The organism is Nocardia sp. NPDC051833 (assembly GCF_040681225.1).
Lineage (GTDB): Bacteria > Actinomycetota > Actinomycetes > Mycobacteriales > Mycobacteriaceae > Nocardia.
Map to the genome: position 1 here is coordinate 3,115,684 of NZ_JBFAYK010000001.1, position 20,062 is coordinate 3,135,745.

Genomic DNA, 20,062 nt, shown 5'->3' on the forward strand with positions numbered 1-20,062 from the left:
AGGAGAGTGAGGGAGCGATGTTCGAGAGGTTCACCGACCGCGCGAGGCGTGTCGTTGTCCTGGCCCAAGAAGAGGCCCGGATGCTCAACCACAACTACATCGGCACCGAGCACATCCTGCTTGGGTTGATCCACGAGGGCGAGGGCGTGGCGGCGAAGTCGCTGGAGTCGCTTGGCATCTCGCTGGAGGGTGTGCGCAGCCAGGTCGAGGAGATCATCGGGCAGGGCCAGCAGGCGCCGTCCGGCCACATCCCCTTCACCCCGCGCGCCAAGAAGGTGCTGGAGCTGAGCCTGCGCGAGGCGCTGCAGCTCGGCCACAACTACATCGGTACCGAGCACATCCTGCTCGGTCTCATCCGCGAGGGCGAGGGCGTCGCCGCCCAGGTTCTGGTCAAGCTCGGTGCCGACCTGAACCGCGTCCGTCAGCAGGTCATCCAGCTGCTGTCCGGGTACCAGGGCAAGGAGCCCGTCGAGGGCTCCGGCTCGCGCGGTGAGGCGGGCACGCCGTCCACTTCGCTGGTGCTCGACCAGTTCGGCCGCAACCTCACGCAGGCCGCGCTCGAGGGCAAGCTCGACCCGGTCATCGGCCGCTCGAAGGAAATCGAGCGCGTCATGCAGGTGCTGAGCCGCCGCACCAAGAACAACCCGGTGCTGATCGGTGAGCCCGGTGTCGGTAAGACCGCGGTCGTCGAGGGCCTGGCGCAGGCCATCGTCAACGGCGAGGTTCCCGAGACCCTCAAGGACAAGCAGCTCTACACCCTCGACCTGGGTTCCCTGGTCGCGGGCAGCCGCTACCGCGGTGACTTCGAAGAGCGCCTGAAGAAGGTGCTCAAGGAGATCAACACCCGCGGCGACATCATCCTGTTCATCGACGAGCTGCACACGCTCGTCGGCGCGGGTGCTGCCGAAGGCGCCATCGACGCGGCCTCGATCCTGAAGCCGAAGCTGGCCCGTGGCGAGCTGCAGACCATCGGCGCGACCACCCTCGACGAGTACCGCAAGTACATCGAGAAGGACGCCGCCTTGGAACGCCGCTTCCAGCCGGTGCAGGTCGGCGAGCCGACCGTCGAGCACACCATCAACATCCTCAAGGGTCTGCGCGACCGCTACGAGGCGCACCACCGGGTGTCCATCACCGACGGCGCCCTGGTCGCCGCCGCGACGCTGGCCGACCGCTACATCAACGACCGGTTCCTGCCGGACAAGGCGATCGACCTCATCGACGAGGCGGGCGCGCGCATGCGCATCCGCCGGATGACCGCGCCGCCGGACCTGCGCGAGTTCGACGACAAGATCGCCGACGCCCGCCGCGAGAAGGAAAGCGCGATCGACGCGCAGGACTTCGAGAAGGCCGCGCGCCTGCGGGACAAGGAGAAGCAGCTCGTCGCCAAGCGCGCCGAGCGCGAGAAGCAGTGGCGTTCCGGTGATCTGGACGTCGTGGCCGAGGTCGACGACGAGCAGATCGCGGAGGTGCTGGCCAACTGGACCGGCATCCCCGTCTTCAAGCTCACCGAGGAGGAGACCACCCGTCTGCTCCGCATGGAGGACGAGCTGCACAAGCGGATCATCGGCCAGGAAGACGCCGTCAAGGCCGTCTCCAAGGCGATCCGCCGCACTCGCGCCGGCCTGAAGGACCCCAAGCGCCCCTCCGGCTCGTTCATCTTCGCCGGTCCGTCCGGTGTCGGTAAGACCGAGCTGTCCAAGGCGCTGGCGAACTTCCTGTTCGGCGACGACGACGCGCTCATCCAGATCGACATGGGCGAGTTCCACGACCGCTTCACCGCGTCGCGGCTCTTCGGTGCCCCTCCCGGGTACGTGGGCTACGAGGAGGGCGGCCAGCTCACCGAGAAGGTGCGCCGCAAGCCGTTCTCCGTGGTGCTGTTCGACGAGATCGAGAAGGCGCACCAGGAGATCTACAACACCCTCCTGCAGGTGCTCGAGGACGGCCGTCTCACCGACGGTCAGGGTCGTACGGTCGACTTCAAGAACACCGTGCTGATCTTCACCTCGAACCTGGGCACCTCCGACATCTCCAAGGCTGTCGGCCTGGGCTTCACCCAGTCCAACGCCGAGGGCTCGAACTACGAGCGGATGAAGCTCAAGGTCAACGACGAGCTGAAGAAGCACTTCCGCCCCGAGTTCCTCAACCGCATCGACGACGTGATCGTCTTCCACCAGCTCACGAGCGAACAGATCGTGATGATGGTGGACCTGATGATCGGCCGCGTCGCCAAGCAGCTGAAGAACAAGGACATGGGCATCGAGCTGACCGAACAGGCCAAGAGCCTGCTCGCCAAGCGCGGTTTCGACCCGGTCCTCGGTGCGCGGCCGCTGCGTCGCACGATCCAGCGCGAGATCGAGGACCAGCTGTCGGAGAAGATCCTCTTCGGCGAGATCGGCGCGGGCCAGACCATCACGGTCGACGTGGAGGGCTGGAACGGCGAGGGCCAGGGCGAGGACGCCAAGTTCACCTTCGCCGGCAAGGCGAAGCTGACCAAGGCGCCCGCGGGCGACGACAAGCCCGAGGTCGTCCTGACCGGCGCTGCCGAGGGCACCGCGCCCGAGGCCGCCGCCTCCGGCGAGTAAACAGCTGAACCGACGAAGCCCGCTCCTGGATTTCCAGGGGCGGGCTTCGTCGTGTGCTGGTCAGCCGAAGTGCTGGAGGAAGCCGGATCCGCGCGCGGCGGCGTACCGGAACACCTGCTCCAGGCCGTCGTAGTGGTGGCGCAGGTAGTGCAGCGCGCTCTCACCGTCGCGGACCCAGATGTTCGGGTACACCCCGGCCGCGTCCATCGCCGCGGGGTCGTAGAACAGCGCGGGCTCGTCGAACGGGAAGCGGCTCAGGACCTTCGCCGTGGCGGACACGTCGTCCGGGGACCACGCGAAATAGTTCTCGTGGTCCAGCGGACGGCCGGTGTCGACGAGGTCGATCCCCAGGTCCGCCTGGGTCAGTAGATAGCCCAAGCCCGCCCACGCTTTGTCCAGATAGCCGCTCGGCCCGCCGTCCTGGACCACCAGACCGTCGAGGAAATCGTCGGGCCACTCGGTCGTCGTCGTCAGCCGCGCTAGCTCCTCGGCACTCACCCTGGTGAACGACATGGTCAGCCCCATCCGGAACTTCCTTTCCTCCTGCGGATTCCGGCCGAAGCTAGCAGTGCCGACCGACATGTCGCGGGCGAGTAGGGCTGGGCGGCGCGAACTTTCAGCGCGCCGGATTGCTAGGTTTGTCAGCGTGTTCGGGTGGGTAAAGGCGCGTGGCGCCGGAATGTTCGTTGTCGGGGTGGCCGTGGCCGGGTGTGGCGCGGAGGACGCCGGATCCGCGCCGCCGACGATCGCGTCGTCGGCACCCGCGCCCACGAAGGCCCCGGTCGTCGACGGGGTGCTGCCGAGCGGCGCCGACAAGCAGGGGTGGCTCGATCCGGGTGCGCGCTGCCTCGACGGTGAGCGGCCGGTGCTCCTGATCGGCGCGACCAGGAGTTCCAAGGAGAAGTTCGCGGTGTGCGAACGGGCCGACGCGACCCGCGTGTTGCGGGCCGCGGCGCCGAGCCTGCGCGCCCAGCCGTTCGAGGCGCCGTTCTTCACCTACACCGCCAACAGCCAGCAGTTCTTGAACGGCGACGGGATGAAGATCGACCTGTCCAAGGCGACCGTCACGGTGACCGACGATCCGCAGAATCCGCGCTACATCGTCGGTTTCGTCGTGGAGGCGTACTGGAGCGTCATCTACTGAGCGCCAGCTCGAGCGTCGGTGCGAACGACTCGGCGAGTTCTCCGGGGACGATCAGCTCGTCGATTCCGTAGCGCGCGCTGCGGGATTCGAGGATCTCCACAGCGGCCTGTGGATCGCTGGGGAGAAGTCCGGCGGCGTTCGCGTCGCGCAGTTTGCTCGCGGTGTAGCCGAGGCGTGCGCTGAGCCAGATCGGCAATTGTTCACCGACGCCGACCAACTGGAGCGTGAATCGGACGTCGCGATCGGTGTGCTCGGTGACCGTGGCGACCATGGCGGCCAGTTCGTCTTCGGTGGCGTCGGGTGCGGCGGCCAGCAGGACGCGATCGGCGTTGGCGGCGGCGGTGGCCAGCATGCGCGGGCCGCTCGCCGCGATCACGATCGGCGGAGCCGGGTCGACCTGGGCCCGGACCGCTGCCACGGTGTCGATCAGCTGCTGTCGTCGTTCGCGCGCCGAACCCCAGGGCATGCCGAGCTTTTCGGCTTCGCCCCGGGCGTCGGGTCGGCCGGTGCCGAGACCGAGCTCGAATCGGCCGTCCGAGAGCAGTTGCAGGGCGGCGACTTCCCGGACCGTCGAACCGATGGTGCGCAAGGGCGCCGCGAGGACATTGGGCCGCAGCCGCAGTGTCGTCGTCACGGCGGCCGCGGCGGCGAGCACGGGGAGCGGCGACGGGGTGTACAGGGTGTCGGGGAGCAGCACGGTGGCGTATCCCTGCCGCTCGGCGTCGACCACCGCGCGTGTCCACTGTGCCCCGGAGCTGGGCGTCAGCACGATCCCGAATCGCATCGCGGCCTCCTACTTCTTCTCGCGCCGGGGCTCGTTCAGCACCGCGAGCCTGCTGCGGTACTCGGACTCGCTGATCTCGCCCCGGGCGAACCCGGTGCGCAGTGCTCCGATCGCGCCGCCGCGCCCGACGCACCGTCTGCGCGCGAAGAACAGGACCGCGATCACGGTGATCCAGAACAGCAACGGAAAGATCCAGAAGAACGGCCAGGGGTGCCAGCCGCCGTCGTAGTGGTCGGCCAGGAAGGTCAGCGTCGTCGCGCTGTCGACAATGTTCATGACTTCAGCCTGCTCGCGACGGCCGTCGCGGACATCGGCCGCGCGACCCGATCCCGGCTACGTCTGCGCGCGTAGGGCGGGGCGGGATTTCACGGCCGCACCGCCGCCGAGCTGCCTTGGTACCGTGAATCCGTCGGAGATCCACCCGGAGGTTGTGCACGGTGACGCTGATCGAATCTGGTGCGAGCGGTCTCGACGATGTGCTCGCCGGTCTGCAATGGCGGTTCGCGGGCCGGGACGAATTCGCGCTCCCCGCCGGCGGCTGGGAGCACCTCGCCGGCGAGCCGACCGCCCTGGTGGTGATCGACGGCTTGGTCCGGGTCCACTGCCCGGCGTCCGGCGATCACGACGCCGAGGCCGAGGATCTGGCGAGCGGCGATTTCCTGTTCGTCCCCCGCCCGAACCGCCTCGCGATCACCGGCCTCACCGACAGCACCGTGCTGCGGGTGCGGCTGGATCCGGTCGGGTCGGGCAGTGCGATGGACGCGCTGCCGCGCCGGGTGCTGCTCACCGAATTCGTCCGGCACGCGCCGCTGGCCGCGACGATGCTGGAGCACCTGGTGCGGGACTGCCCCGATCCGTACGGGGTGCAGGGCGATCGGGTCGCCACGCTGATCGGCTCGATGGCGGTCGAGTCCTGGCACGCGCGCGGATGCGCGCCGAAGCGGTGGCTGCTCCGGGTGCACGAGCCGGGCGTGGCGCGGGCCGTGGCCGCGATGCACGCCGAACCCGGCCGGGAGTGGACCGTCGAGGCGCTGGCCCGGGTCGCGCTGGCTTCGCGCTCCGGCTTCGCCGCGCGATTCCAGGCGGCGACCGGGCTCACGCCGGGGCGATATCTGACGAAGCTGCGGGTCGAACGCGCGCAGCTGTTCCTGGCCGAGCACAACGTGTCGGTCGGCGCGGTGGCGCGGCGGCTGGGCTACCGGTCCGAAACCGCCTTCGGCCGGGCGTTCCGCAGGCACACGGGCCACACGCCGTCGGAATGGCGACGCGCGGCCCGCTCGGCCTCGGGCTGACCCGACCGCTAGCTCGCCGCGCGGGCGAGCGACACCCGCACCAGCACCCCGCCGAGCACGGCGGCCAGCGCCGCGAGTCCGTAGGTCGCGGCCAGGCCGATGCCGTCCACCCCGCGCCCACCGACCGCGGAACCGAGGATGATCGCCAGCTGGAAACCGCCGACCACCAGCCCGCTGCCCGCCTCCATCCGCTCGGGCAGCACCCGCGACACCCACACCTGCACCAGGTTGAGGATGCCGCCGAACGCGCCGCCCCACACCACCACGGCGACATAGCCGAGCACCGGCACCGCACCGGAGACGATGATCGCCAGCAGCGACAGCCCGATGGCCGTCGGCACCGCGACCAGCAGGACGCCGAGCTTGCGGTCGGCCAGCGACCCGAGCACGAAATTCCCGAGCAGACCGCCCACTCCGAACAGCGCGAGCAATACCGGAATCGCCGACGGACCCGCCTCGAGCAGTTCGGCGAGCGCGGGCCGGATGTAGGTGAACCCGGCGAAATGCCCGCCGATCACCGCGACCACGCTGACCAGCCCCAACGCCACTCCCGGCGCCCGGAGGGCCGCGCCCATCGCCGCGAATCCGATGCCCTTGCTCGGCGCGATCGGCGGCAGCATCACCCGCACCGCCACCGCCGCGACCACGGTCAGCGCCGCGGTCACGACGAACACGGTCCGCCACCCCGCGTAGGTGCTCAGCAGCACCCCCAGCGGCACCCCGGCCACGGTGGCGACGGTGGTCCCCGAGTTCACGATCATCATGGCCTTGCCGAGGCGATCCGCGGGCACCAGCTGCGCGGCGATCACCAACGCCATCGACCAGTACCCGCCCACCGCGACTCCGAGTAGCAGTCGCGCGACCAGCAGCAACGCGATGTTCGGCGACACCGCCACCAGCACGTTCGACGCGGCGGCCCCGATGGTCAGCACCAGCAGCAGTGTGCGGCGGTCGGTCTTGGGAAACAGGGAGCCCAGCCCCAGCGCGGCGAGCAGCGCGGTCAACGCGGTCGCGCTGACGGAGAGCCCGACCACTCCTTCCGGTACCCGCAGGTCATCGGCGAGCGCGGTCAGTACGCCTGGTGGCAGGAACTCCGCCGTCACCAGCGTGAAGCTGCCGAGGAACATGGTGAGCAGCGCGGGCCAGGCGCGGCGGCCGGTCTCCGGTGCCGCGGCGTCGATGGTCGATGTCGTCGTCATGCCCGGTGCAACAACGCTTCTCGCACCGGTTCGCGACCCGGACGCCACACGGTCCGACCCAAACGCCAGGGTTCAGGCGAAGCTTTGGACGAACCCCGATCCGTGCCGGTCGGCGAAATCGAAGACCCGCACCAGCTGGGCGTAGTGGAAGCCGAGCTCGCGCAGGCCGTCGTCACCGTCGCGCACCCAGACGTGCGGGTAGACCAGGGTCGCGTCCATGCGCTCCGGGTCGTAATGCGCGGCCAGCTGGTCGAAGGTGAGGGCGCGCAGCAATGCGGCCGTGTGGGACACGTCCTCCGGGCTCCAGACGCTGTAGCCCTCCGCCTCGATATCCAGTGGACGGCCGGTGAAGAACAGATCGACACCGGTGCGCGCCGCTTCGAACAAATACCTCAGGCCCGCCCAGGATTTGTCCAGATAGCCGGTGGGCTCGGTATCGGGAGTCCGCACCTGCTCGACGAATCGCGCCGCCAGCTCCCTGTCCGCGACGATCCGTTCCAGATCGGCCGCGCCCACCCTGGTGAACGACATGACCGCACCCATGAATCCCCCTCTGTTCGTTCCGATTTCGGTGATACCGGCCATCGGTGCCCGACAGCCTCAGGCAGTGAATGTTCGCCGCCTTGGAGTTCGCTTTTCATCGGCTTTCGGTGGCATTTCGGGGTCGGTGAATCGGCGTACGGTGGGAATTGTTCGTCGCAGAGAAACAACACGGGGGTGTTCACATGACCGATTCCAACCGCACACTGATTGCCGTACTGCTCGACCGTTCCGGGTCGATGCAGTCGATCAAAGCCGACACCGAGGGTGGGCTGGCCGCCTATTTCGAACAGCAGCGTTCGGTGCCGAAATCCATCGAGGTGACGCTGGCGCAGTTCGACACCGCCTACGAGGTGGTCTACGCGAACGTGCCGCTGGACCAGGTGCCGCCGCCGAACCTGTTGCCGCGCGGCGGAACCGCGCTCTACGACGCGGTCGGCAAGCTGGTCACCGACGTCGGCGCCGAACTCGCGGCCCGCCCCGAGCCCGAGCGCCCCGGCACCGTGATCGTCGTCGTCCTCACCGACGGCCACGAGAACTCGAGCAGGGAATGGACCCACCCCGCGGTGAAGTCCCTGATCACCCAGCAGCAGGACGTCTACAACTGGACCTTCGTCTTCCTCGGCGCCAACATGGACGCCGTCGAAGTAGGCGCCCACCTGGGCTTCGACCGCGACTCCGCGATCACCTACGCCCCGGTCGCCGGCGGCGTCCGCGGCGCCTTCGACGCCCTCGCCGCCTACTCCGCCCGAGCCCAAGCCGCCCCCGCGGGCACCGCCCGCCGAGCCAGCTTCTCCGCCGCCGAACGCCGCAAGGCCGACCCGGGCACGTAGTCGGGACCGCTACTGCCAGCCCGGGCGGACCAGGCCGGATTCGTAGGCGAGGACGACGAGTTGGGTGCGGTCGCGGGCGTCGAGTTTGGTGAGGATGCGGCTGACGTGGGTGCGGGCAGTGGCGGGGCTGAGGTAGAGGCGGGCGCCGATCTCGGCGTTGGTGAGGCCTTCGGCGACGAGGATCATCACCTCGCGTTCGCGGTCGGTGAGGTCGGCGAGCGCGGCGGGTGGGGGTTGTTTGGCGTGGGTGGAGAACTCGGCGAGGAGGCGGCGGGTGACGCCGGGGGAGAGCAGGGCGTCGCCCGCGGCGACCACCCGGACCGCGCGCAGCAGGTCGGCGGGTTCGGTGTGTTTGACCAGGAACCCGGCCGCGCCGGCCCGGATCGCCTCGAAGACGTATTCGTCCAGCTCGAAGGTGGTGAGCACGACGACGCGGACCGCGGCGAGCGTGGGATCGTCGGCGATCATCCTGGTGGCGGCCAAGCCGTCGAGGATGGGCATCCGGATGTCCATCAGCACCACGTCGGGGACGAGCGCGCGGGTCAGCCGGACGGCCTGTTCGCCGTTCTCGGCCTCGCCGACCACCTCGATGTCGTCCTGGGCGTCGAGCAGCGCGACGAACCCGCCGCGCACCAGCGCCTGATCGTCGGCGACGAGCACCCGCGTCGTCGTCTTGTCGGACGGTTCGCTCATGCCGTCTCCTTGTCGCCGGACACCGAATCCGCCACCGGCCGGGCGGGCAGCCTGGCCGCCACCCGGAACCCGCCGGACGGCCGCGGTCCCGCCGTCAGCGCGCCGCCGAGCGCGTGCGCCCGTTCGCGCATCCCGATGATCCCGTTGCCACCGGCGCCGGTGCGGACCGCGGTGCCGGTGGGCCGGGTGTTGTCGACGGTGATGTCGACGGTGTCGGGCGTATAGCGCAGGGTGATCAGCGCGGTGGCGCCCGGCGCGTGCCGCACCACGTTGGTCAGCGATTCCTGGATGATCCTGGCCGCCGCTACATCGATCACGCTCGGCAGCTTCTTGGGCGTGCCGATGATCTTGGTGTCGACGGCGAGTCCGGTCGCACGGGTGCGTTCCAGCAGGGTGTCGAGGTCGTCGAGCGAGGGCACCGGCGCGCGGGGCGCGGGCCGGGGTGGCGGCGCCGGCGCGATCGGCGGCGGCGAATCGGCCACGGCGGCAACCGAATCGACGGGCGCGGTGACCACCGGCGCGACCGGGGCGCCGCTGCGGATGGCGTGCAGCAGCGTGTGCACCTCGGCCAGCGCCTCCTTGGAGGTCGTCTTGATGGTGGCCAGCGCGGCCGCGGCCTGCTGCGGTTTGCGGTCGAACAGCTCCAGCGCCACCGAGGACTGCACATTGATCAGCGAAAGACTGTGCGCGAGTACGTCGTGCAGCTCCCTGGCGATGGCCAGCCGCTCCTCGCTGGCGGCCCTGGCCTGCTGCGCCTCCGCGTCGCGCTGCGCGGCCTCGGCGCGCTGCCTGCGCGCGACAACGACGGCCCGCCGCTGCCGCACCCCCTCGGCGATCGCGACCAGAATCCCCATCCAGGCCAGCAGCCCGAACAGCTGCCACGCGCCGGTCTCGCGCCCGAGCAGCGCGGGCACCGGCCACACCATGGTCAGATAGCCGACCGCGACCAAGGGGTAGGTGCGCCAACGTGATCCGTTGACCGCCGCGCTCACGAACGCGATCACCAGCGACAGGAAGATCGGCCCGTACCCGTAATCGCGCAGCACATACGCCACCGCGGCCAACAGCGCGACCAGCAGCACCGGCTCGGGCAGCACCCGCCGGAAGCCCAGCGCGATCGGGCCCGCGAGCAGCAACAGATACGCGAACGCGTCGAGCGAACGCACGCCGGTCTGATGCGCGTTGGCGCCGGAACTCCCGGCCAGCTGGATCAGCGCGACCACACCCGCCAGACCCCAGTCCTGCAGGACCGAGCCACGCTCCCATTTCGCAGACGCTCTCACCTCCCTCACCCTATTGCGTAGGCGCGCCCTCCGCGTCGGCCTGCGCTCGTAATTCCGCCGCGAACCCCGTCATCGGGCCGGATCGGCCGGTCGGCGGGCCCCGCGAGGCGAATTCTCAGCGTCGGCGACGGGCACGGGTAGGCCGCGCGGCGTAGTGCGGGAGTCGCTCCGGGACGGATGTCCGAGGACCCCCGTGACGCGGATTCTGATTCGCATGAACGATTCGATCGTGGTCACCGACGGGCTGACCAAACGCTATGGCGAGCACCGCGCGGTGGACGCGGTGAGCATGCGCGTCGCGGCCGGGGAGATCTACGGCTTCCTCGGCCCGAACGGCGCGGGCAAGACCACCACCCTGCGCATGCTGGCCGGCCTGATCCGGCCCAGCGCCGGCACCGCCCTGGTGCACGGCCGCGCCCCGGGCGACCCGGCGGTCCTGCGCCGCATCGGCGTCCTCATCGAGGGCCCCGGCTTCTATCCGTACCTCTCCGGCCGCGACAACCTGGGCATACTGGCCCGCTATCGCGGCCACCGCCCCGCCGATGTCGAACAGGCGCTGGCCCGCGTCGGCCTGACCGACCGGGCGGACGACCGTTTCCGCACCTATTCGCTCGGCATGAAGCAGCGCCTCGGTGTCGGCGCGGCCCTGCTCGGCGACCCCGACCTGCTGATCCTCGACGAGCCGACCAACGGTCTCGACCCGGCCGGACTGGCCGAAATGCGCACGCTCATCGTCGAACTGGCCGCCGACGGGCACACCGTGCTGCTGTCGAGCCACCAGCTCGCCGAGGTGCAGGAGATCTGCCACCGGGTCGGCGTGATCTCCGGTGGCCGCCTGCTCGCCGAATCGACGGTGGCCGAATTGCGGGGCAGCGCAACGCTGGTCGTGCGGGCCGAGCCCGCCGACAGCGCGCTCACGGCGATCCGTTCCGTCGCGCCCGCCCGCGCCGGCGTCGACGGCATCCGGGTCGAGACGACGGCCGCGACCGCGCCCGAGGTGGCGCGCGCGGTGGTCGCGGCGGGCGTCGATCTGCTGGAACTGCGGGTCGACGAGAAATCCCTGGAAGAAGTGTTCTTCGAGATGACGGCTGTGGAGGTCGCGAAATGACCGGTATGACAAGGGATCTGTGGGCGAGCATGCGGGCGGAGTCGGTGCGGCTGGGGCGCTGGCCCGCGTTCTGGATCGTCCTCGGCGTCTGGATCCTGCTGAACCTGACCTTCGCCTACCTGTTCAACTATCTCGCCTACACCTCGGGCGAGAGCGGTGCGATGTCCGACGGGCTGCCCCGCGATGTGCTGCTCGGCCAGCTCCTGCCCGCCGCCGTCCCCGAGGTCTTCACCCAGGGCATGGCGATGTTCGGTGGCGCGTTGATGCTGGTCCTCGGTGCGCTCGCGGTGGGCAGCGGCTACGGCTGGGGTACCTGGAAAACCGTGTTCACGCAGGGGCCGAGCCGTCCGGCGGCTGTCGGCGGGCTGCTGGCGAGCCTGCTGGTCGTGGTGGTGGCGCTGGTCTGCGTGGCGTTCGCCGTCGACCTCGGCGTCGCCTCGCTCATCGCGGTGAGCGAGGGGCAGCCGCTGGTGTTGCCCTCGCTGACCCGAACCGTGCTCGGCCTCGGTTCCGGCGCGGCCATCCTCGGCATGTGGACGCTGGCGGGCGCCCTCATCGGCGCCATCGCCCGTGGGCCCGCGCTCGCCGTCGGCCTCGGGCTGATCTGGGTGCTCGTCGTGGAGAACCTGCTGCGCGGGGTGGCGGGCATCTTCGGCCCGATCGAGGCCGTCACCGACCTGCTGCCCGGCACCGCCGCGGGGTCGCTGGCGGGCGCGATGCGCACGGTCGGCGGCCCGGCCACCCCCGGTGTGCTCGATATTCTCAGCCGAGGCGAGTCACTGGCCCTGCTCGGTGCGTATGTGCTGGTCTTCGCGGGCGGCACGATCGGGCTGATGACGCGCCGCGATCTGACCTGACGCTCAGTGCCACCCGGCCGGGTTCGAGGCGCTCTCCCTGGAGATGCCCGAACCCGTGTCGGGGAACCCGCCGTAGAGCTTGTCGTGCAGGTGGGCGAAGAAATAGCAGAGTTCCTCGCACTCGGCGTCCGGCACCGCGGCCGTCGGATCGGCGCGCACGGCGTCGTAGTGCTCGCGGCCCATCGCGACGATGAAGCCGCGGGCGTAGAGGAAACCGTCGTCGGAGCCGTCGGTGATCTCCTGGATGTCGGCGCGGTCGATCTCGTAGAGCGCCCGCTCGACGACGCGATCCAGGGCGGTCAGCTCGGCGCTGGTGAAATCGGTGCTCACCGAGCGCAGGGCATCGATGAACCGGCCGAGCAGGTCGTAGTCGAAGTCGCCGTCGAGCAGTGCCCGGCGCGCGGCGGCCGAACCGGTGCGCTCCCAGGCGGTTTCGATCAGGTCCCAGAATCGGGCGGCTTCGGTGTCGGTCGGAAGTGTCGTCACCCGCGTGACGGTAGCGGCAGGGACCGACAGGTCAGGCCCCGCCGAGCAGCCGGTGGGCGAGCAGGGTCAGCCCGTCGACGATCCGCTCCGCCGACAGTCCGCGCTCGCGCTGCTGCAGGTAGACCTCGGCGGCCAGCGGCGCGAGGACGGTGTCGACCAGCGAATCCGGGTGGGCCACATCGGCATCGGCCAGCAGGGCGCGCACGTGCGCCGACCAGAACCCGTACGCGCCGGTCGCGAAGCGGGCGCCGCCGGTCTCCGCCCCGAGCACCAGATGCGCGTGGGCCGAGAGCAATTCGATCATCGCCGCGTAGAACGCCGCGAGCCGCTCGGCCGGTGGCGCGCCGGGGCCCAGTGGCGGATCGCCGCGCAGGAGATGTTCCTGCAGCGCGCGCTCGTGCTCGTCGAGCAGGGCGACGGCGATGGCGGTGCGGTCGGGGTAGCGGCGGTAGAGGGTGCCACGGCCGACGCCCGCCGCCTTGGCGATGTCGTCCATGGTGACGGTGCGCGGGTCGCGGGTGGCGAAGAGTTCGGCCGCCGCCGCCAGCACCTTGGCCCGGTTGCGGGCCGCGTCGGTGCGCTCGGCGGGCTGCGGTGCGTCCAGCGCGGTGCCGGTGAGCAGGTCGGATCGAGGCTCCATGGTCTCGACTGTAGCCCAGAAACGAATATGTGGACAAGCTGTCCACTTGTGTTCTATCGTCGAGTCCTCGACAAGCGGACATGATGTCCAGTTCTGGAAGGGTTCGACCATGACACACCTGCTGCACCTCGACGCCAGCGCTCGCACCCGGTCGGTCAGCCGCAGGCTCGGCGCGGAATTCGTGGATTCCTGGCGCGCCGCGGAACCCGACGGCGAGTACACCTACCGCGACCTGGCCGTCGACCCGGTGCCGTTCATCGACGAGGGCTGGACCGAACTCTGCGACGCCGTCCTCGCCGCGGGCAGCACCGACCTCGACCGTCTCCCGGAACTGGCCGCGACCCCCGCCGCCAGGGTCGCCTGGGCGATCGTCGAGCCGCTGCTCGCGCAGGTGCTCGCCGCCGACGTGATCCTCATCGGCACGCCGATGTACAACTACTCGATTCCCGCCACCCTCAAGGCGTGGCTCGACCAGGTCACCTTCCCTCGGATGTCGCTGGGGGAGCGCAGGTTCGTGGTGGTCGGGGCGCGCGGCGGCGCCTACTCGCCGGGTGCGCCCAAGGCCGCGTTCGACTACCAGGAGCGCTATCTGCGCGACTTCTTCGCCGGGCACTACGCCGTCACCGACACCGTGTTCGTCAACGCCGAACTCGCCAACGCCGTCCAGGACCCGAACCTGGCCCACCTGCGCGACGCGCACGAGGCCTCGCTCGCCGCGGCGCTGACCGAAGTTCGCCTGCTCGCAAAGGATTACGTGAAATGAGCTGGGTAGTACTCGGCCTCGCCGGCCTCGTCGAGATCATCTGGTCGCAGACCATCAAGCCCACCGAGAACTTCACCAAACTCGGTCCCACCCTGCTCTGCATCGCCCTCGGCTCGCTCGCGGTGTACCTGCTCTCCCGGGCCATGCACACCCTGCCCGTCGGCACCGCGTACGCGGTGTTCACCGGCATCGGCGCGCTCGGCGCGATCAGCCTCGGCGTGCTCGTCCACAAGGACCCGCTCAGCGCGGGCCGGATGCTGGCGCTGGCGCTGATCCTCGGCGGGATCGTGCTGGCCCGCGTCACCAATCCCGAGTGACGCTGTCGCACACCCGATGCGGCGAACGGCCGGTCCGAGCCGGTAAGGTCGGCTGATGGACCAGCCAGTTCGCCCCCCGGACCTGTCTGCGCGACCGCACGAGCTCACGGTCGAGCGCGTGATGAAAGCCTCGCCCAGCCTGCTCTACGCGGCCTGGACCCAGGGCCTGGACCTGTGGCTGGCCGTGCCCGGATCGGTGCTCGGGCGGCCCGGCGTCAACGAACCCCTGTACTTCGACACCGGCACGGCCGACAAGCGCAACCCGCACTACGGCCGCGTCCTGCTGCTGGAACAGGACCGCCGGGTCGAGTTCACCTGGGTCACCGCCGCTACCGACGGCGTGGAGACCGTGGTCGCGGCCGAATTCCTCAAGCAGCCCCGGGGTATCCGGCTGCGGCTGCGGCACTCCGGGTTCCCCACCGCCGCCATCCGCGACCTGCACCAGCAGGTCTGGCCGGAGATGCTGGAACGCCTGGACGAGGTCACCGGCACCGTCGCCTGAACGGCGAACCCGGGCGGGGAGCGGCCGGGATCCGAGTAGGTTCGTCATCGAACGCAACACCCAACGAATCGAAAGGATTGTCATGCCGACTCGTAGCGCACGCACCCTCTGGGCAGGCGGACTGCAGGACGGTTCCGGGCAGGTCGAACTGGTCAGCTCCGGTGCTGGCAAGTTCGATGTGACCTTCCCGCGCCGCGTGGCCGACACCGCCGAGGGCACCAGCCCGGAGGAGCTGATCGGCGCCGCGCATTCGTCGTGCTACTCGATGGCGCTGTCGGCCGAGATCGCCAACGCGGGCGGCACCCCGGAGAGCCTGGACGTCACCGCCGACGTGACCCTCGGCCCCGACCCGGCGGGCGGCTTCCGGATCAGCAAGATCAAGCTGACCGTGCGCGCCGTGGCCGCGGGCCTGGACGCCGAGGGCTTCTACGCCGCGGCCGTCGCCGCCAAGAACGGCTGCCCGGTCAGCAAGGCGCTGGCCGGTGTCGCCGAGGTCGAACTGGACGCCGAGATCATCTGATGTCCCCGCCGCGGCTCATCGCTGGGTGAACCAGCGGTGGGCCGCGGGCGTGTACATGGCCGCGATCGCGACGACCACGGCCAGGATGTGGACGGCGCGGCACCCGGCGAGCACCGCCGACGACGGTGCCAGGCCGGCGAACAGCGCGCCGAAGTCGTCGGTGGACAGCAGCACCGCCAGCGGCTCGATGATCAGCGACAGCAACCCGACCACGCCGATCCCGACGGTGAGCAGCGCCCGCGCGACCCGGCTGCCGTTCACCATGTACATCCCCACCGCCGCGACGACCAGATAGATGGCCAGCCGGGGCAGCAACCCGGACGCGGTCGCCGCGAACTCACCCCCGCCGCGCACCGCGCGCAGCAGTCCCTCGGCGGCACCGGCCGCGAGCGCGGTCACGAGACCGCCGAACGCGACATTCACCGCGCGCGGCCGGGCGTCGGAAACGGAAACGGAAAAGGCAGTGCCGGTCATGACACCGACACTGCCTTCCACTGATACCCGCGAGGATCACCCTGCGGTAGCGACCTGCCCTGCTACCGGAGTGCTACGCCGCGAGGCGAATTCGGTGAGCGCGGCGAAGGCCAGGCCCAGTGCGACCCACAGCGTGGTGGTCTCGGCCAGCGAGGCCACCCGGAACTTCCACAGCAGGGTCGCCGGGAAGTCGTCGGCCACCTCGTTCACGCCCGGCAGCAGCACGTAGCCGACCGTGGTGACCAGCACGAACGCGAGCACGCCCGCGATCAGCCGGAGCGTGTCCAGCTGTCCGGCCAAGGCCCGGTACGCGGCGACCGAGGCCGCGACGGCGAGCAGGCCGAGCACGACGGCCGCGACCCACAGCCAGGTGCGGTTGTTGATCGTCTCCGGATCGCCCACCGCCGGTGGGTTGGCCGGGTACTTGAAGAACGGCACCGCGACGATCGCGGCCCACGCGAATCCCGCCGAGGCCAGCGACAACGCGACCCCCGACAGGGTGGTGAACCGGCGGGCGATGTTGACGGCCGAGGCGAACAACGCGCCGAACGCCATGCCGGCCAGGCCGAGCGCGAGGAACTGACCCGCCTTCTGTCCGGTCCGGCTGACCAGCGGTTCTTCCTCGCCGCCGTGCGAATGGCCCTGGGGCTCGGCCGCCTCGTGCGGATGATCCGCCGGAGCGGCGGCAGCTTCTTCGATGGCGATCGCGGCGTCTACCTGGGGCTCGCCGACGAAATAGCCCACTGTGGCGGCCAGCAGGCCGGCGATCAAGCCGGCCAGCAGGCCACGCAACAGCAGGGTTTTGAGTGATCCGGTCAGTGGCACGGAACACCCAGCAGGTGACGTCCGTCGTGCATCAGCTCGTGCAGGAACATCCCGCTACGCGAGACGGCCCCCTGATCGAAACCGACCAGGTACAGGGCGAGCAGTGCAAGCAGAACGACACCGACCGTGACGAGCACGGTTGCCAGGGTGTCCAGGCCGGCAGACCGGCTGGGTGAATGCGCGATAGCCATTCGGGTCCTCCTCAGGGATACGCGTCCCATGGTCGAAGTGGTGCGAAGGTGCCGGTGTCTGGCTCTCCGGCACCGGGGACCCGGTACGTGGATACAGTGGCGCGACCGCTCCGGAATCTCACCGGAATTACCGCGCACCCTCGCGTATGTTCCCTCGAACTGTGACAGTCACGGGGCGTCCACGTCAATACGCGCATCCGCATGTCCAGCGGAAACGCCGTCGTCAGGCCTTCGCGGGGACGTCGAGGACGACCTCGAACTCGAGCAGCGACGCACCGGTCGAGACCGGCTTCGGGCGCTCGCCCTCGCCACCGTTCCCGGCGTGTGCCGCACGGGCCGGACCGTCGCGCCACGCGGCGAAGGATTCCTCCGAATCCCATTGCGTCACCACGAAATACCGGTTGTCGCCGGCCACCGGGCGCAGCAGCTGGAAGCCGAGGAAACCGGGGGAGTTCTCCACCGCGTGCGCGCGGGCGGCGAACCGCTTCTCCAGCTCCGGGCCGGCACCTTCAGGGATCTCGATCGCATTGATCTTCACAACAGCCATGAGCCGACAATACGACCGCGCGGGAAACATCCCGGTCTGGGGCACAATCGGCAGGGTGTTGTACGACGAAGGCGGGACCGGCGTCCCGATCCTGCTGTTGCACGGGCTGATGGGCAGCGCGCGCACCTGGACCGATCAGCTGCCATGGCTGCGCGAATACGGCCACCTCTACACCGTCGACGCCGCCGGGCACGGTCGGGTGCCGCCCGCCGAGCTCACGACCGAGGCGTTCGTCGCCGATCTCGCCGAGCTCACCGCCGCGATCACCGAGCCGATGGTGATCGTCGGGCACTCGATGGGCGCGATCCACGGCTGGGTCTTCGCCGCCACCCATCCCGAGCGGGTCCGCGCCCTCGTGGTGGAGGACATCGCCCCCGACTTCACCGGCCGCACTGCCGCGCACTGGGCCGAGCTGATCGGATCCTGGCCGCAGCCGTTCGCCGACGACCAGGCGGTGCTCGACTACTTCGGGCCCGTCGCGGGCACGTATTTCCTGCGTGCCTTCACCGCGGGTCCCGACGGCTATCGGCTGCACGGTGCGGTCGACACCTTCCGTGCCATCTCCGAGGAGTGGGGGACCAGGGACTTCTGGACCGAATGGAAGTCGCTGGAGCTCCCCGTGCTGCTCATCGAGGGCGAGCACACCATCACCCCGCCGGGGCAGATGCGCACGATGGCCGAAGTGCACCCCGACGCGGAGTACACGCTCGTCGCCGGGGCCGCGCACCTGGTGCACGACGAGCAGCCCGAGGTCTATCGCGACCACGTCGGCCGGTTCCTGCGCCGCGTGCTGGGCTGACCAGCCCGACGGTCTGCTCGGCCGGGCGAGGGCGCGCAGCCCGGTGACTAGCCCGCAGCCCCGCCTTCACCGGCCAGCGCGAACAGGCCGTCCTCGGTCTGCTCGATCAGGCCGTCGACCAGCAGCGAGTCCAACGCCCGCGCCCGCTGGCCGGGATCGCGGGTCCAGGCCAGGTCGAGGCGGACCCGCTCGACCGGGCCGGACGCGTCGCGCAGGACGTCGAGCAGCCTGCCGCGCGCCTGCCGATCGGTGCCCTCGTACTTCTGCACCTTGCGGACCACCTCGGCGGCGGGCTTGCCCGCGTCGACCCACGCGCACGCGGGCAACGGGCACCGCGCGCAGTCGGGATTGCGGGCGGTGCAGACCAGCGCGCCCAGTTCCATCAGCGCCGCCGAGAACTTCGCGGCGCGCGGCACCGAGATCGGGAGCAGGGCAGCGGTTTCGGCGAGGTCGCGCGAGGACGGATTGCCCGGCTCGCGTCCGTGCACCGCCCGCGCGACGACCCGGCGGACATTGGTGTCGACCACCGGGACGCGCCGGCCGTAGGCGAAACAGGCCACCGCGCGGGCGGTGTAGTCACCGATGCCGGGCAGGCTCAGCAGCACGTCGACGTCGGTCGGCACCACGTCGCCGTGCTCGGTGGCCAGCACCCGCGCGCACTCGTGCAGCCGCAGCGCCCGGCGCGGATAGCCGAGCTTGCCCCAGGCGCGCAGCACCTCGGCCTGCGAGGACGCGGCCATCGCCGAGGGCACCGGCCACCGCGCCACCCATTCCCGCCAGATCGGCTCGACCCGCACCACGGGGGTCTGCTGCAACATGATCTCGCTCATCAGGATGTGCCACGCGGTCGCTTCCGGCCTGCGCCACGGCAGGTCACGTGCCGTCTCGGTGAACCAATCCAGCAGCACTTCCGCGTCGATACTCACTGTTCCCGTTCCGCCTCAGCCAGGCCATCTTTGCCGACGCGTAACGCGGCGGACTCGCTGGTAACCACAGGTCTGTGCACAATGGTCGGTATGCCTGGTTCCAATCCGATAAGCGCCTGGAAGTCGCTGCGCGAAGGCAATGAGCGCTTCGTCAACGGCACCCTGCTGCATCCTAGCCAGGGCGCCGCCGACCGAGCCAAGCTCGTCAGCGGCCAGCACCCGCACGCGATCCTGTTCGGCTGCGGTGACTCCCGGGTGGCCGCGGAACTGATCTTCGATCAGGGCCTCGGCGACATGTTCGTCGTGCGGACCGCGGGTCACGTGGTGGACAGCTCGGTGCTCGGCTCGATCGAGTACGGCGTCGAGGTGCTCAACGTGCCGCTGATCGTCGTCCTCGGACACGACAGCTGCGGCGCGGTGAAGGCCACCATCGACGCGCTCGACGGCGGCGAGGTCCCCGGCGGATTCATCCGCAGCGTGGTCGAGCGCGTGACGCCGTCGATCCTGGTCGGCCGTCGTGAGGGCCTCAGCTCGATCGACGAGTTCGAGGCGCGCCACGTCGTGGAGACCAGCAGGCTGCTGATGCAGCGGTCGATGATCATCTCCCAGCGCGTCGCCACCGGTCAGTGCGCGATCGCGAGCGTCACCTACAAGCTCGAGGACGGGCGCGTGCACCTGCGTCGCGTCGTCGGGAACATCGGCGAGGTGGTCTGAACCGGGCGATCGTCCCGGTTCCACCCCCGACACGCCGAGG

At 70.1% G+C, this 20,062-nt stretch carries 26 protein-coding genes; 12 read left to right on the forward strand and 14 right to left on the reverse strand.

The features are described from left to right. Positions 1-17: 17 nt before the first annotated feature. Positions 18-2,585, forward strand: a complete 2,568-nt coding sequence (locus AB0L91_RS14100; RefSeq protein ID WP_355270689.1) for an ATP-dependent Clp protease ATP-binding subunit — start codon at positions 18-20, stop codon at positions 2,583-2,585. A 60-nt stretch (positions 2,586-2,645) separates the two neighbouring features. Here AB0L91_RS14100 and AB0L91_RS14105 read toward each other — a convergent pair whose 3' ends face one another. Beyond that, positions 2,646-3,110 carry a YfbM family protein gene (locus AB0L91_RS14105; RefSeq protein WP_365009956.1) on the reverse strand — a complete coding sequence of 155 codons (465 nt, stop codon included), beginning with the start codon at positions 3,108-3,110 and terminating at the stop codon, positions 2,646-2,648. Positions 3,111-3,231: 121 nt separating this feature from the next. On the opposite strand from AB0L91_RS14105, the gene AB0L91_RS14110 reads away from it, so the two are divergent. After that, a complete protein-coding gene (locus AB0L91_RS14110) occupies positions 3,232-3,729 on the forward strand; it encodes a hypothetical protein (RefSeq protein WP_365009958.1) in 498 nt (165 codons plus the stop codon). On the opposite strand, the gene AB0L91_RS14115 is transcribed toward AB0L91_RS14110, so the two are convergent. Further along, positions 3,719-4,513 (reverse strand): LLM class flavin-dependent oxidoreductase, encoded by a 795-nt coding sequence (locus tag AB0L91_RS14115; RefSeq protein WP_365009960.1) that lies wholly within the window; start codon positions 4,511-4,513, stop codon positions 3,719-3,721. The genes AB0L91_RS14110 and AB0L91_RS14115 overlap by 11 nt on opposite strands. A 9-nt stretch (positions 4,514-4,522) precedes the next feature. Beyond that, on the reverse strand, positions 4,523-4,789 hold the full coding sequence (locus AB0L91_RS14120) for a hypothetical protein (RefSeq protein WP_365009963.1): 267 nt from the start codon (positions 4,787-4,789) through the stop codon (positions 4,523-4,525). A gap of 161 nt (positions 4,790-4,950) precedes the next feature. Here AB0L91_RS14120 and AB0L91_RS14125 point away from each other — a divergent pair, with 161 nt between their 5' ends. Next, positions 4,951-5,805 (forward strand): AraC family transcriptional regulator, encoded by an 855-nt coding sequence (locus AB0L91_RS14125; protein ID WP_365009966.1) that lies wholly within the window; start codon positions 4,951-4,953, stop codon positions 5,803-5,805. An 8-nt stretch (positions 5,806-5,813) separates the two neighbouring features. Here the strand turns inward: AB0L91_RS14125 and AB0L91_RS14130 are convergent, their stop codons facing one another. Further along, complete coding sequence (locus AB0L91_RS14130) at positions 5,814-7,004, reverse strand: MFS transporter (RefSeq protein ID WP_365009968.1); 1,191 nt, start codon at positions 7,002-7,004, stop codon at positions 5,814-5,816. Positions 7,005-7,076: 72 nt separating this feature from the next. Beyond that, entirely contained in the window at positions 7,077-7,547 is a 471-nt protein-coding gene (locus AB0L91_RS14135) for a DUF1877 family protein (RefSeq protein WP_365009971.1), read from the reverse strand. Positions 7,548-7,729: 182 nt separating this feature from the next. On the opposite strand from AB0L91_RS14135, the gene AB0L91_RS14140 reads away from it, so the two are divergent. Continuing rightward, complete coding sequence (locus AB0L91_RS14140) at positions 7,730-8,377, forward strand: VWA domain-containing protein (RefSeq protein ID WP_355270702.1); 648 nt, start codon at positions 7,730-7,732, stop codon at positions 8,375-8,377. Between the two features lie 9 nt (positions 8,378-8,386). Here AB0L91_RS14140 and AB0L91_RS14145 read toward each other — a convergent pair whose 3' ends face one another. Both AB0L91_RS14145 and AB0L91_RS14150 read right to left on the reverse strand, forming a co-directional pair. Next, positions 8,387-9,070 carry a response regulator transcription factor gene (locus AB0L91_RS14145; RefSeq protein WP_365009974.1) on the reverse strand — a complete coding sequence of 228 codons (684 nt, stop codon included), beginning with the start codon at positions 9,068-9,070 and terminating at the stop codon, positions 8,387-8,389. Continuing rightward, positions 9,067-10,353 (reverse strand): histidine kinase, encoded by a 1,287-nt coding sequence (locus AB0L91_RS14150; RefSeq protein ID WP_365009977.1) that lies wholly within the window; start codon positions 10,351-10,353, stop codon positions 9,067-9,069. The genes AB0L91_RS14145 and AB0L91_RS14150 overlap by 4 nt, the downstream gene beginning before the upstream one ends. 214 nt (positions 10,354-10,567) lie before the next feature. On the opposite strand from AB0L91_RS14150, the gene AB0L91_RS14155 reads away from it, so the two are divergent. Together AB0L91_RS14155 and AB0L91_RS14160 are read left to right on the forward strand one after the other, a co-directional pair. Beyond that, the gene (locus AB0L91_RS14155; protein ID WP_365009980.1) at positions 10,568-11,461 is read left to right on the forward strand and encodes an ABC transporter ATP-binding protein; all 894 of its coding nucleotides are present in this window, start codon (positions 10,568-10,570) and stop codon (positions 11,459-11,461) included. 5 nt (positions 11,462-11,466) lie between these two features. Then, positions 11,467-12,318: an ABC transporter permease gene (locus tag AB0L91_RS14160; protein ID WP_365009983.1), complete on the forward strand. Its 852-nt coding sequence runs from the start codon at positions 11,467-11,469 to the stop codon at positions 12,316-12,318. Between the two features lie 3 nt (positions 12,319-12,321). Here the strand turns inward: AB0L91_RS14160 and AB0L91_RS14165 are convergent, their stop codons facing one another. Both AB0L91_RS14165 and AB0L91_RS14170 read right to left on the reverse strand, forming a co-directional pair. After that, positions 12,322-12,804, reverse strand: a complete 483-nt coding sequence (locus AB0L91_RS14165) for a DUF4240 domain-containing protein (RefSeq protein ID WP_365009986.1) — start codon at positions 12,802-12,804, stop codon at positions 12,322-12,324. 31 nt (positions 12,805-12,835) lie between these two features. Further along, positions 12,836-13,444, reverse strand: coding sequence for a helix-turn-helix domain-containing protein (locus AB0L91_RS14170; protein ID WP_365009988.1), 609 nt, complete (start codon positions 13,442-13,444; stop codon positions 12,836-12,838). Between the two features lie 109 nt (positions 13,445-13,553). Here AB0L91_RS14170 and AB0L91_RS14175 point away from each other — a divergent pair, with 109 nt between their 5' ends. The 4 genes from AB0L91_RS14175 to AB0L91_RS14190 all read left to right on the forward strand — a co-directional run bounded on the left by AB0L91_RS14175 (position 13,554) and on the right by AB0L91_RS14190 (position 15,546). After that, the gene (locus AB0L91_RS14175; protein WP_365009991.1) at positions 13,554-14,207 is read left to right on the forward strand and encodes an NAD(P)H-dependent oxidoreductase; all 654 of its coding nucleotides are present in this window, start codon (positions 13,554-13,556) and stop codon (positions 14,205-14,207) included. Further along, positions 14,204-14,524 carry a multidrug efflux SMR transporter gene (locus AB0L91_RS14180; protein WP_189029701.1) on the forward strand — a complete coding sequence of 107 codons (321 nt, stop codon included), beginning with the start codon at positions 14,204-14,206 and terminating at the stop codon, positions 14,522-14,524. The genes AB0L91_RS14175 and AB0L91_RS14180 overlap by 4 nt, the downstream gene beginning before the upstream one ends. Positions 14,525-14,579: 55 nt before the next feature. Further along, a complete protein-coding gene (locus AB0L91_RS14185; protein ID WP_355270717.1) occupies positions 14,580-15,026 on the forward strand; it encodes an SRPBCC domain-containing protein in 447 nt (148 codons plus the stop codon). A gap of 82 nt (positions 15,027-15,108) precedes the next feature. Beyond that, on the forward strand, positions 15,109-15,546 hold the full coding sequence (locus AB0L91_RS14190; protein WP_357346181.1) for an OsmC family peroxiredoxin: 438 nt from the start codon (positions 15,109-15,111) through the stop codon (positions 15,544-15,546). Positions 15,547-15,561: 15 nt separating this feature from the next. Here AB0L91_RS14190 and AB0L91_RS14195 read toward each other — a convergent pair whose 3' ends face one another. The 4 genes from AB0L91_RS14195 to AB0L91_RS14210 all read right to left on the reverse strand — a co-directional run bounded on the left by AB0L91_RS14195 (position 15,562) and on the right by AB0L91_RS14210 (position 17,583). Then, complete coding sequence (locus AB0L91_RS14195) at positions 15,562-16,020, reverse strand: hypothetical protein (RefSeq protein ID WP_365009994.1); 459 nt, start codon at positions 16,018-16,020, stop codon at positions 15,562-15,564. Between the two features lie 36 nt (positions 16,021-16,056). Next, positions 16,057-16,845 carry a CbtA family protein gene (locus tag AB0L91_RS14200; RefSeq protein ID WP_357346185.1) on the reverse strand — a complete coding sequence of 263 codons (789 nt, stop codon included), beginning with the start codon at positions 16,843-16,845 and terminating at the stop codon, positions 16,057-16,059. Then, a complete protein-coding gene (locus AB0L91_RS14205; protein WP_355270724.1) occupies positions 16,836-17,036 on the reverse strand; it encodes a CbtB-domain containing protein in 201 nt (66 codons plus the stop codon). The genes AB0L91_RS14200 and AB0L91_RS14205 overlap by 10 nt, the downstream gene beginning before the upstream one ends. 223 nt (positions 17,037-17,259) lie before the next feature. Further along, positions 17,260-17,583 (reverse strand): antibiotic biosynthesis monooxygenase, encoded by a 324-nt coding sequence (locus AB0L91_RS14210; RefSeq protein ID WP_355270725.1) that lies wholly within the window; start codon positions 17,581-17,583, stop codon positions 17,260-17,262. 55 nt (positions 17,584-17,638) lie between these two features. On the opposite strand from AB0L91_RS14210, the gene AB0L91_RS14215 reads away from it, so the two are divergent. Next, the gene (locus tag AB0L91_RS14215) at positions 17,639-18,382 is read left to right on the forward strand and encodes an alpha/beta hydrolase (RefSeq protein WP_365009997.1); all 744 of its coding nucleotides are present in this window, start codon (positions 17,639-17,641) and stop codon (positions 18,380-18,382) included. Between the two features lie 47 nt (positions 18,383-18,429). On the opposite strand, the gene AB0L91_RS14220 is transcribed toward AB0L91_RS14215, so the two are convergent. Continuing rightward, on the reverse strand, positions 18,430-19,308 hold the full coding sequence (locus tag AB0L91_RS14220) for an A/G-specific adenine glycosylase (protein WP_365009999.1): 879 nt from the start codon (positions 19,306-19,308) through the stop codon (positions 18,430-18,432). 90 nt (positions 19,309-19,398) lie between these two features. On the opposite strand from AB0L91_RS14220, the gene AB0L91_RS14225 reads away from it, so the two are divergent. Further along, complete coding sequence (locus AB0L91_RS14225; protein ID WP_355270729.1) at positions 19,399-20,022, forward strand: carbonic anhydrase; 624 nt, start codon at positions 19,399-19,401, stop codon at positions 20,020-20,022. Positions 20,023-20,062 lie beyond the last annotated feature (40 nt).

Excerpts from the sequence above, each read along its gene's own strand:
- AB0L91_RS14100 (WP_355270689.1), top strand. The coding sequence starts at position 18 with ATGTTCGAGAGGTTCACCGACCGCGCGAGGCGTGTCGTTGTCCTGGCC.
- AB0L91_RS14105 (WP_365009956.1), bottom strand. The coding sequence starts at position 3,110 with ATGGGGCTGACCATGTCGTTCACCAGGGTGAGTGCCGAGGAGCTAGCG.
- AB0L91_RS14115 (WP_365009960.1), bottom strand. The coding sequence starts at position 4,513 with ATGCGATTCGGGATCGTGCTGACGCCCAGCTCCGGGGCACAGTGGACA.
- AB0L91_RS14120 (WP_365009963.1), bottom strand. The coding sequence starts at position 4,789 with ATGAACATTGTCGACAGCGCGACGACGCTGACCTTCCTGGCCGACCAC.
- AB0L91_RS14130 (WP_365009968.1), bottom strand. The coding sequence starts at position 7,004 with ATGACGACGACATCGACCATCGACGCCGCGGCACCGGAGACCGGCCGC.
- AB0L91_RS14135 (WP_365009971.1), bottom strand. The coding sequence starts at position 7,547 with ATGGGTGCGGTCATGTCGTTCACCAGGGTGGGCGCGGCCGATCTGGAA.
- AB0L91_RS14140 (WP_355270702.1), top strand. The coding sequence starts at position 7,730 with ATGACCGATTCCAACCGCACACTGATTGCCGTACTGCTCGACCGTTCC.
- AB0L91_RS14145 (WP_365009974.1), bottom strand. The coding sequence starts at position 9,070 with ATGAGCGAACCGTCCGACAAGACGACGACGCGGGTGCTCGTCGCCGAC.
- AB0L91_RS14155 (WP_365009980.1), top strand. The coding sequence starts at position 10,568 with ATGAACGATTCGATCGTGGTCACCGACGGGCTGACCAAACGCTATGGC.
- AB0L91_RS14160 (WP_365009983.1), top strand. The coding sequence starts at position 11,467 with ATGACAAGGGATCTGTGGGCGAGCATGCGGGCGGAGTCGGTGCGGCTG.
- AB0L91_RS14170 (WP_365009988.1), bottom strand. The coding sequence starts at position 13,444 with ATGGAGCCTCGATCCGACCTGCTCACCGGCACCGCGCTGGACGCACCG.
- AB0L91_RS14175 (WP_365009991.1), top strand. The coding sequence starts at position 13,554 with ATGACACACCTGCTGCACCTCGACGCCAGCGCTCGCACCCGGTCGGTC.
- AB0L91_RS14180 (WP_189029701.1), top strand. The coding sequence starts at position 14,204 with ATGAGCTGGGTAGTACTCGGCCTCGCCGGCCTCGTCGAGATCATCTGG.
- AB0L91_RS14185 (WP_355270717.1), top strand. The coding sequence starts at position 14,580 with ATGGACCAGCCAGTTCGCCCCCCGGACCTGTCTGCGCGACCGCACGAG.
- AB0L91_RS14190 (WP_357346181.1), top strand. The coding sequence starts at position 15,109 with ATGCCGACTCGTAGCGCACGCACCCTCTGGGCAGGCGGACTGCAGGAC.
- AB0L91_RS14195 (WP_365009994.1), bottom strand. The coding sequence starts at position 16,020 with ATGACCGGCACTGCCTTTTCCGTTTCCGTTTCCGACGCCCGGCCGCGC.
- AB0L91_RS14205 (WP_355270724.1), bottom strand. The coding sequence starts at position 17,036 with ATGGCTATCGCGCATTCACCCAGCCGGTCTGCCGGCCTGGACACCCTG.
- AB0L91_RS14210 (WP_355270725.1), bottom strand. The coding sequence starts at position 17,583 with ATGGCTGTTGTGAAGATCAATGCGATCGAGATCCCTGAAGGTGCCGGC.
- AB0L91_RS14225 (WP_355270729.1), top strand. The coding sequence starts at position 19,399 with ATGCCTGGTTCCAATCCGATAAGCGCCTGGAAGTCGCTGCGCGAAGGC.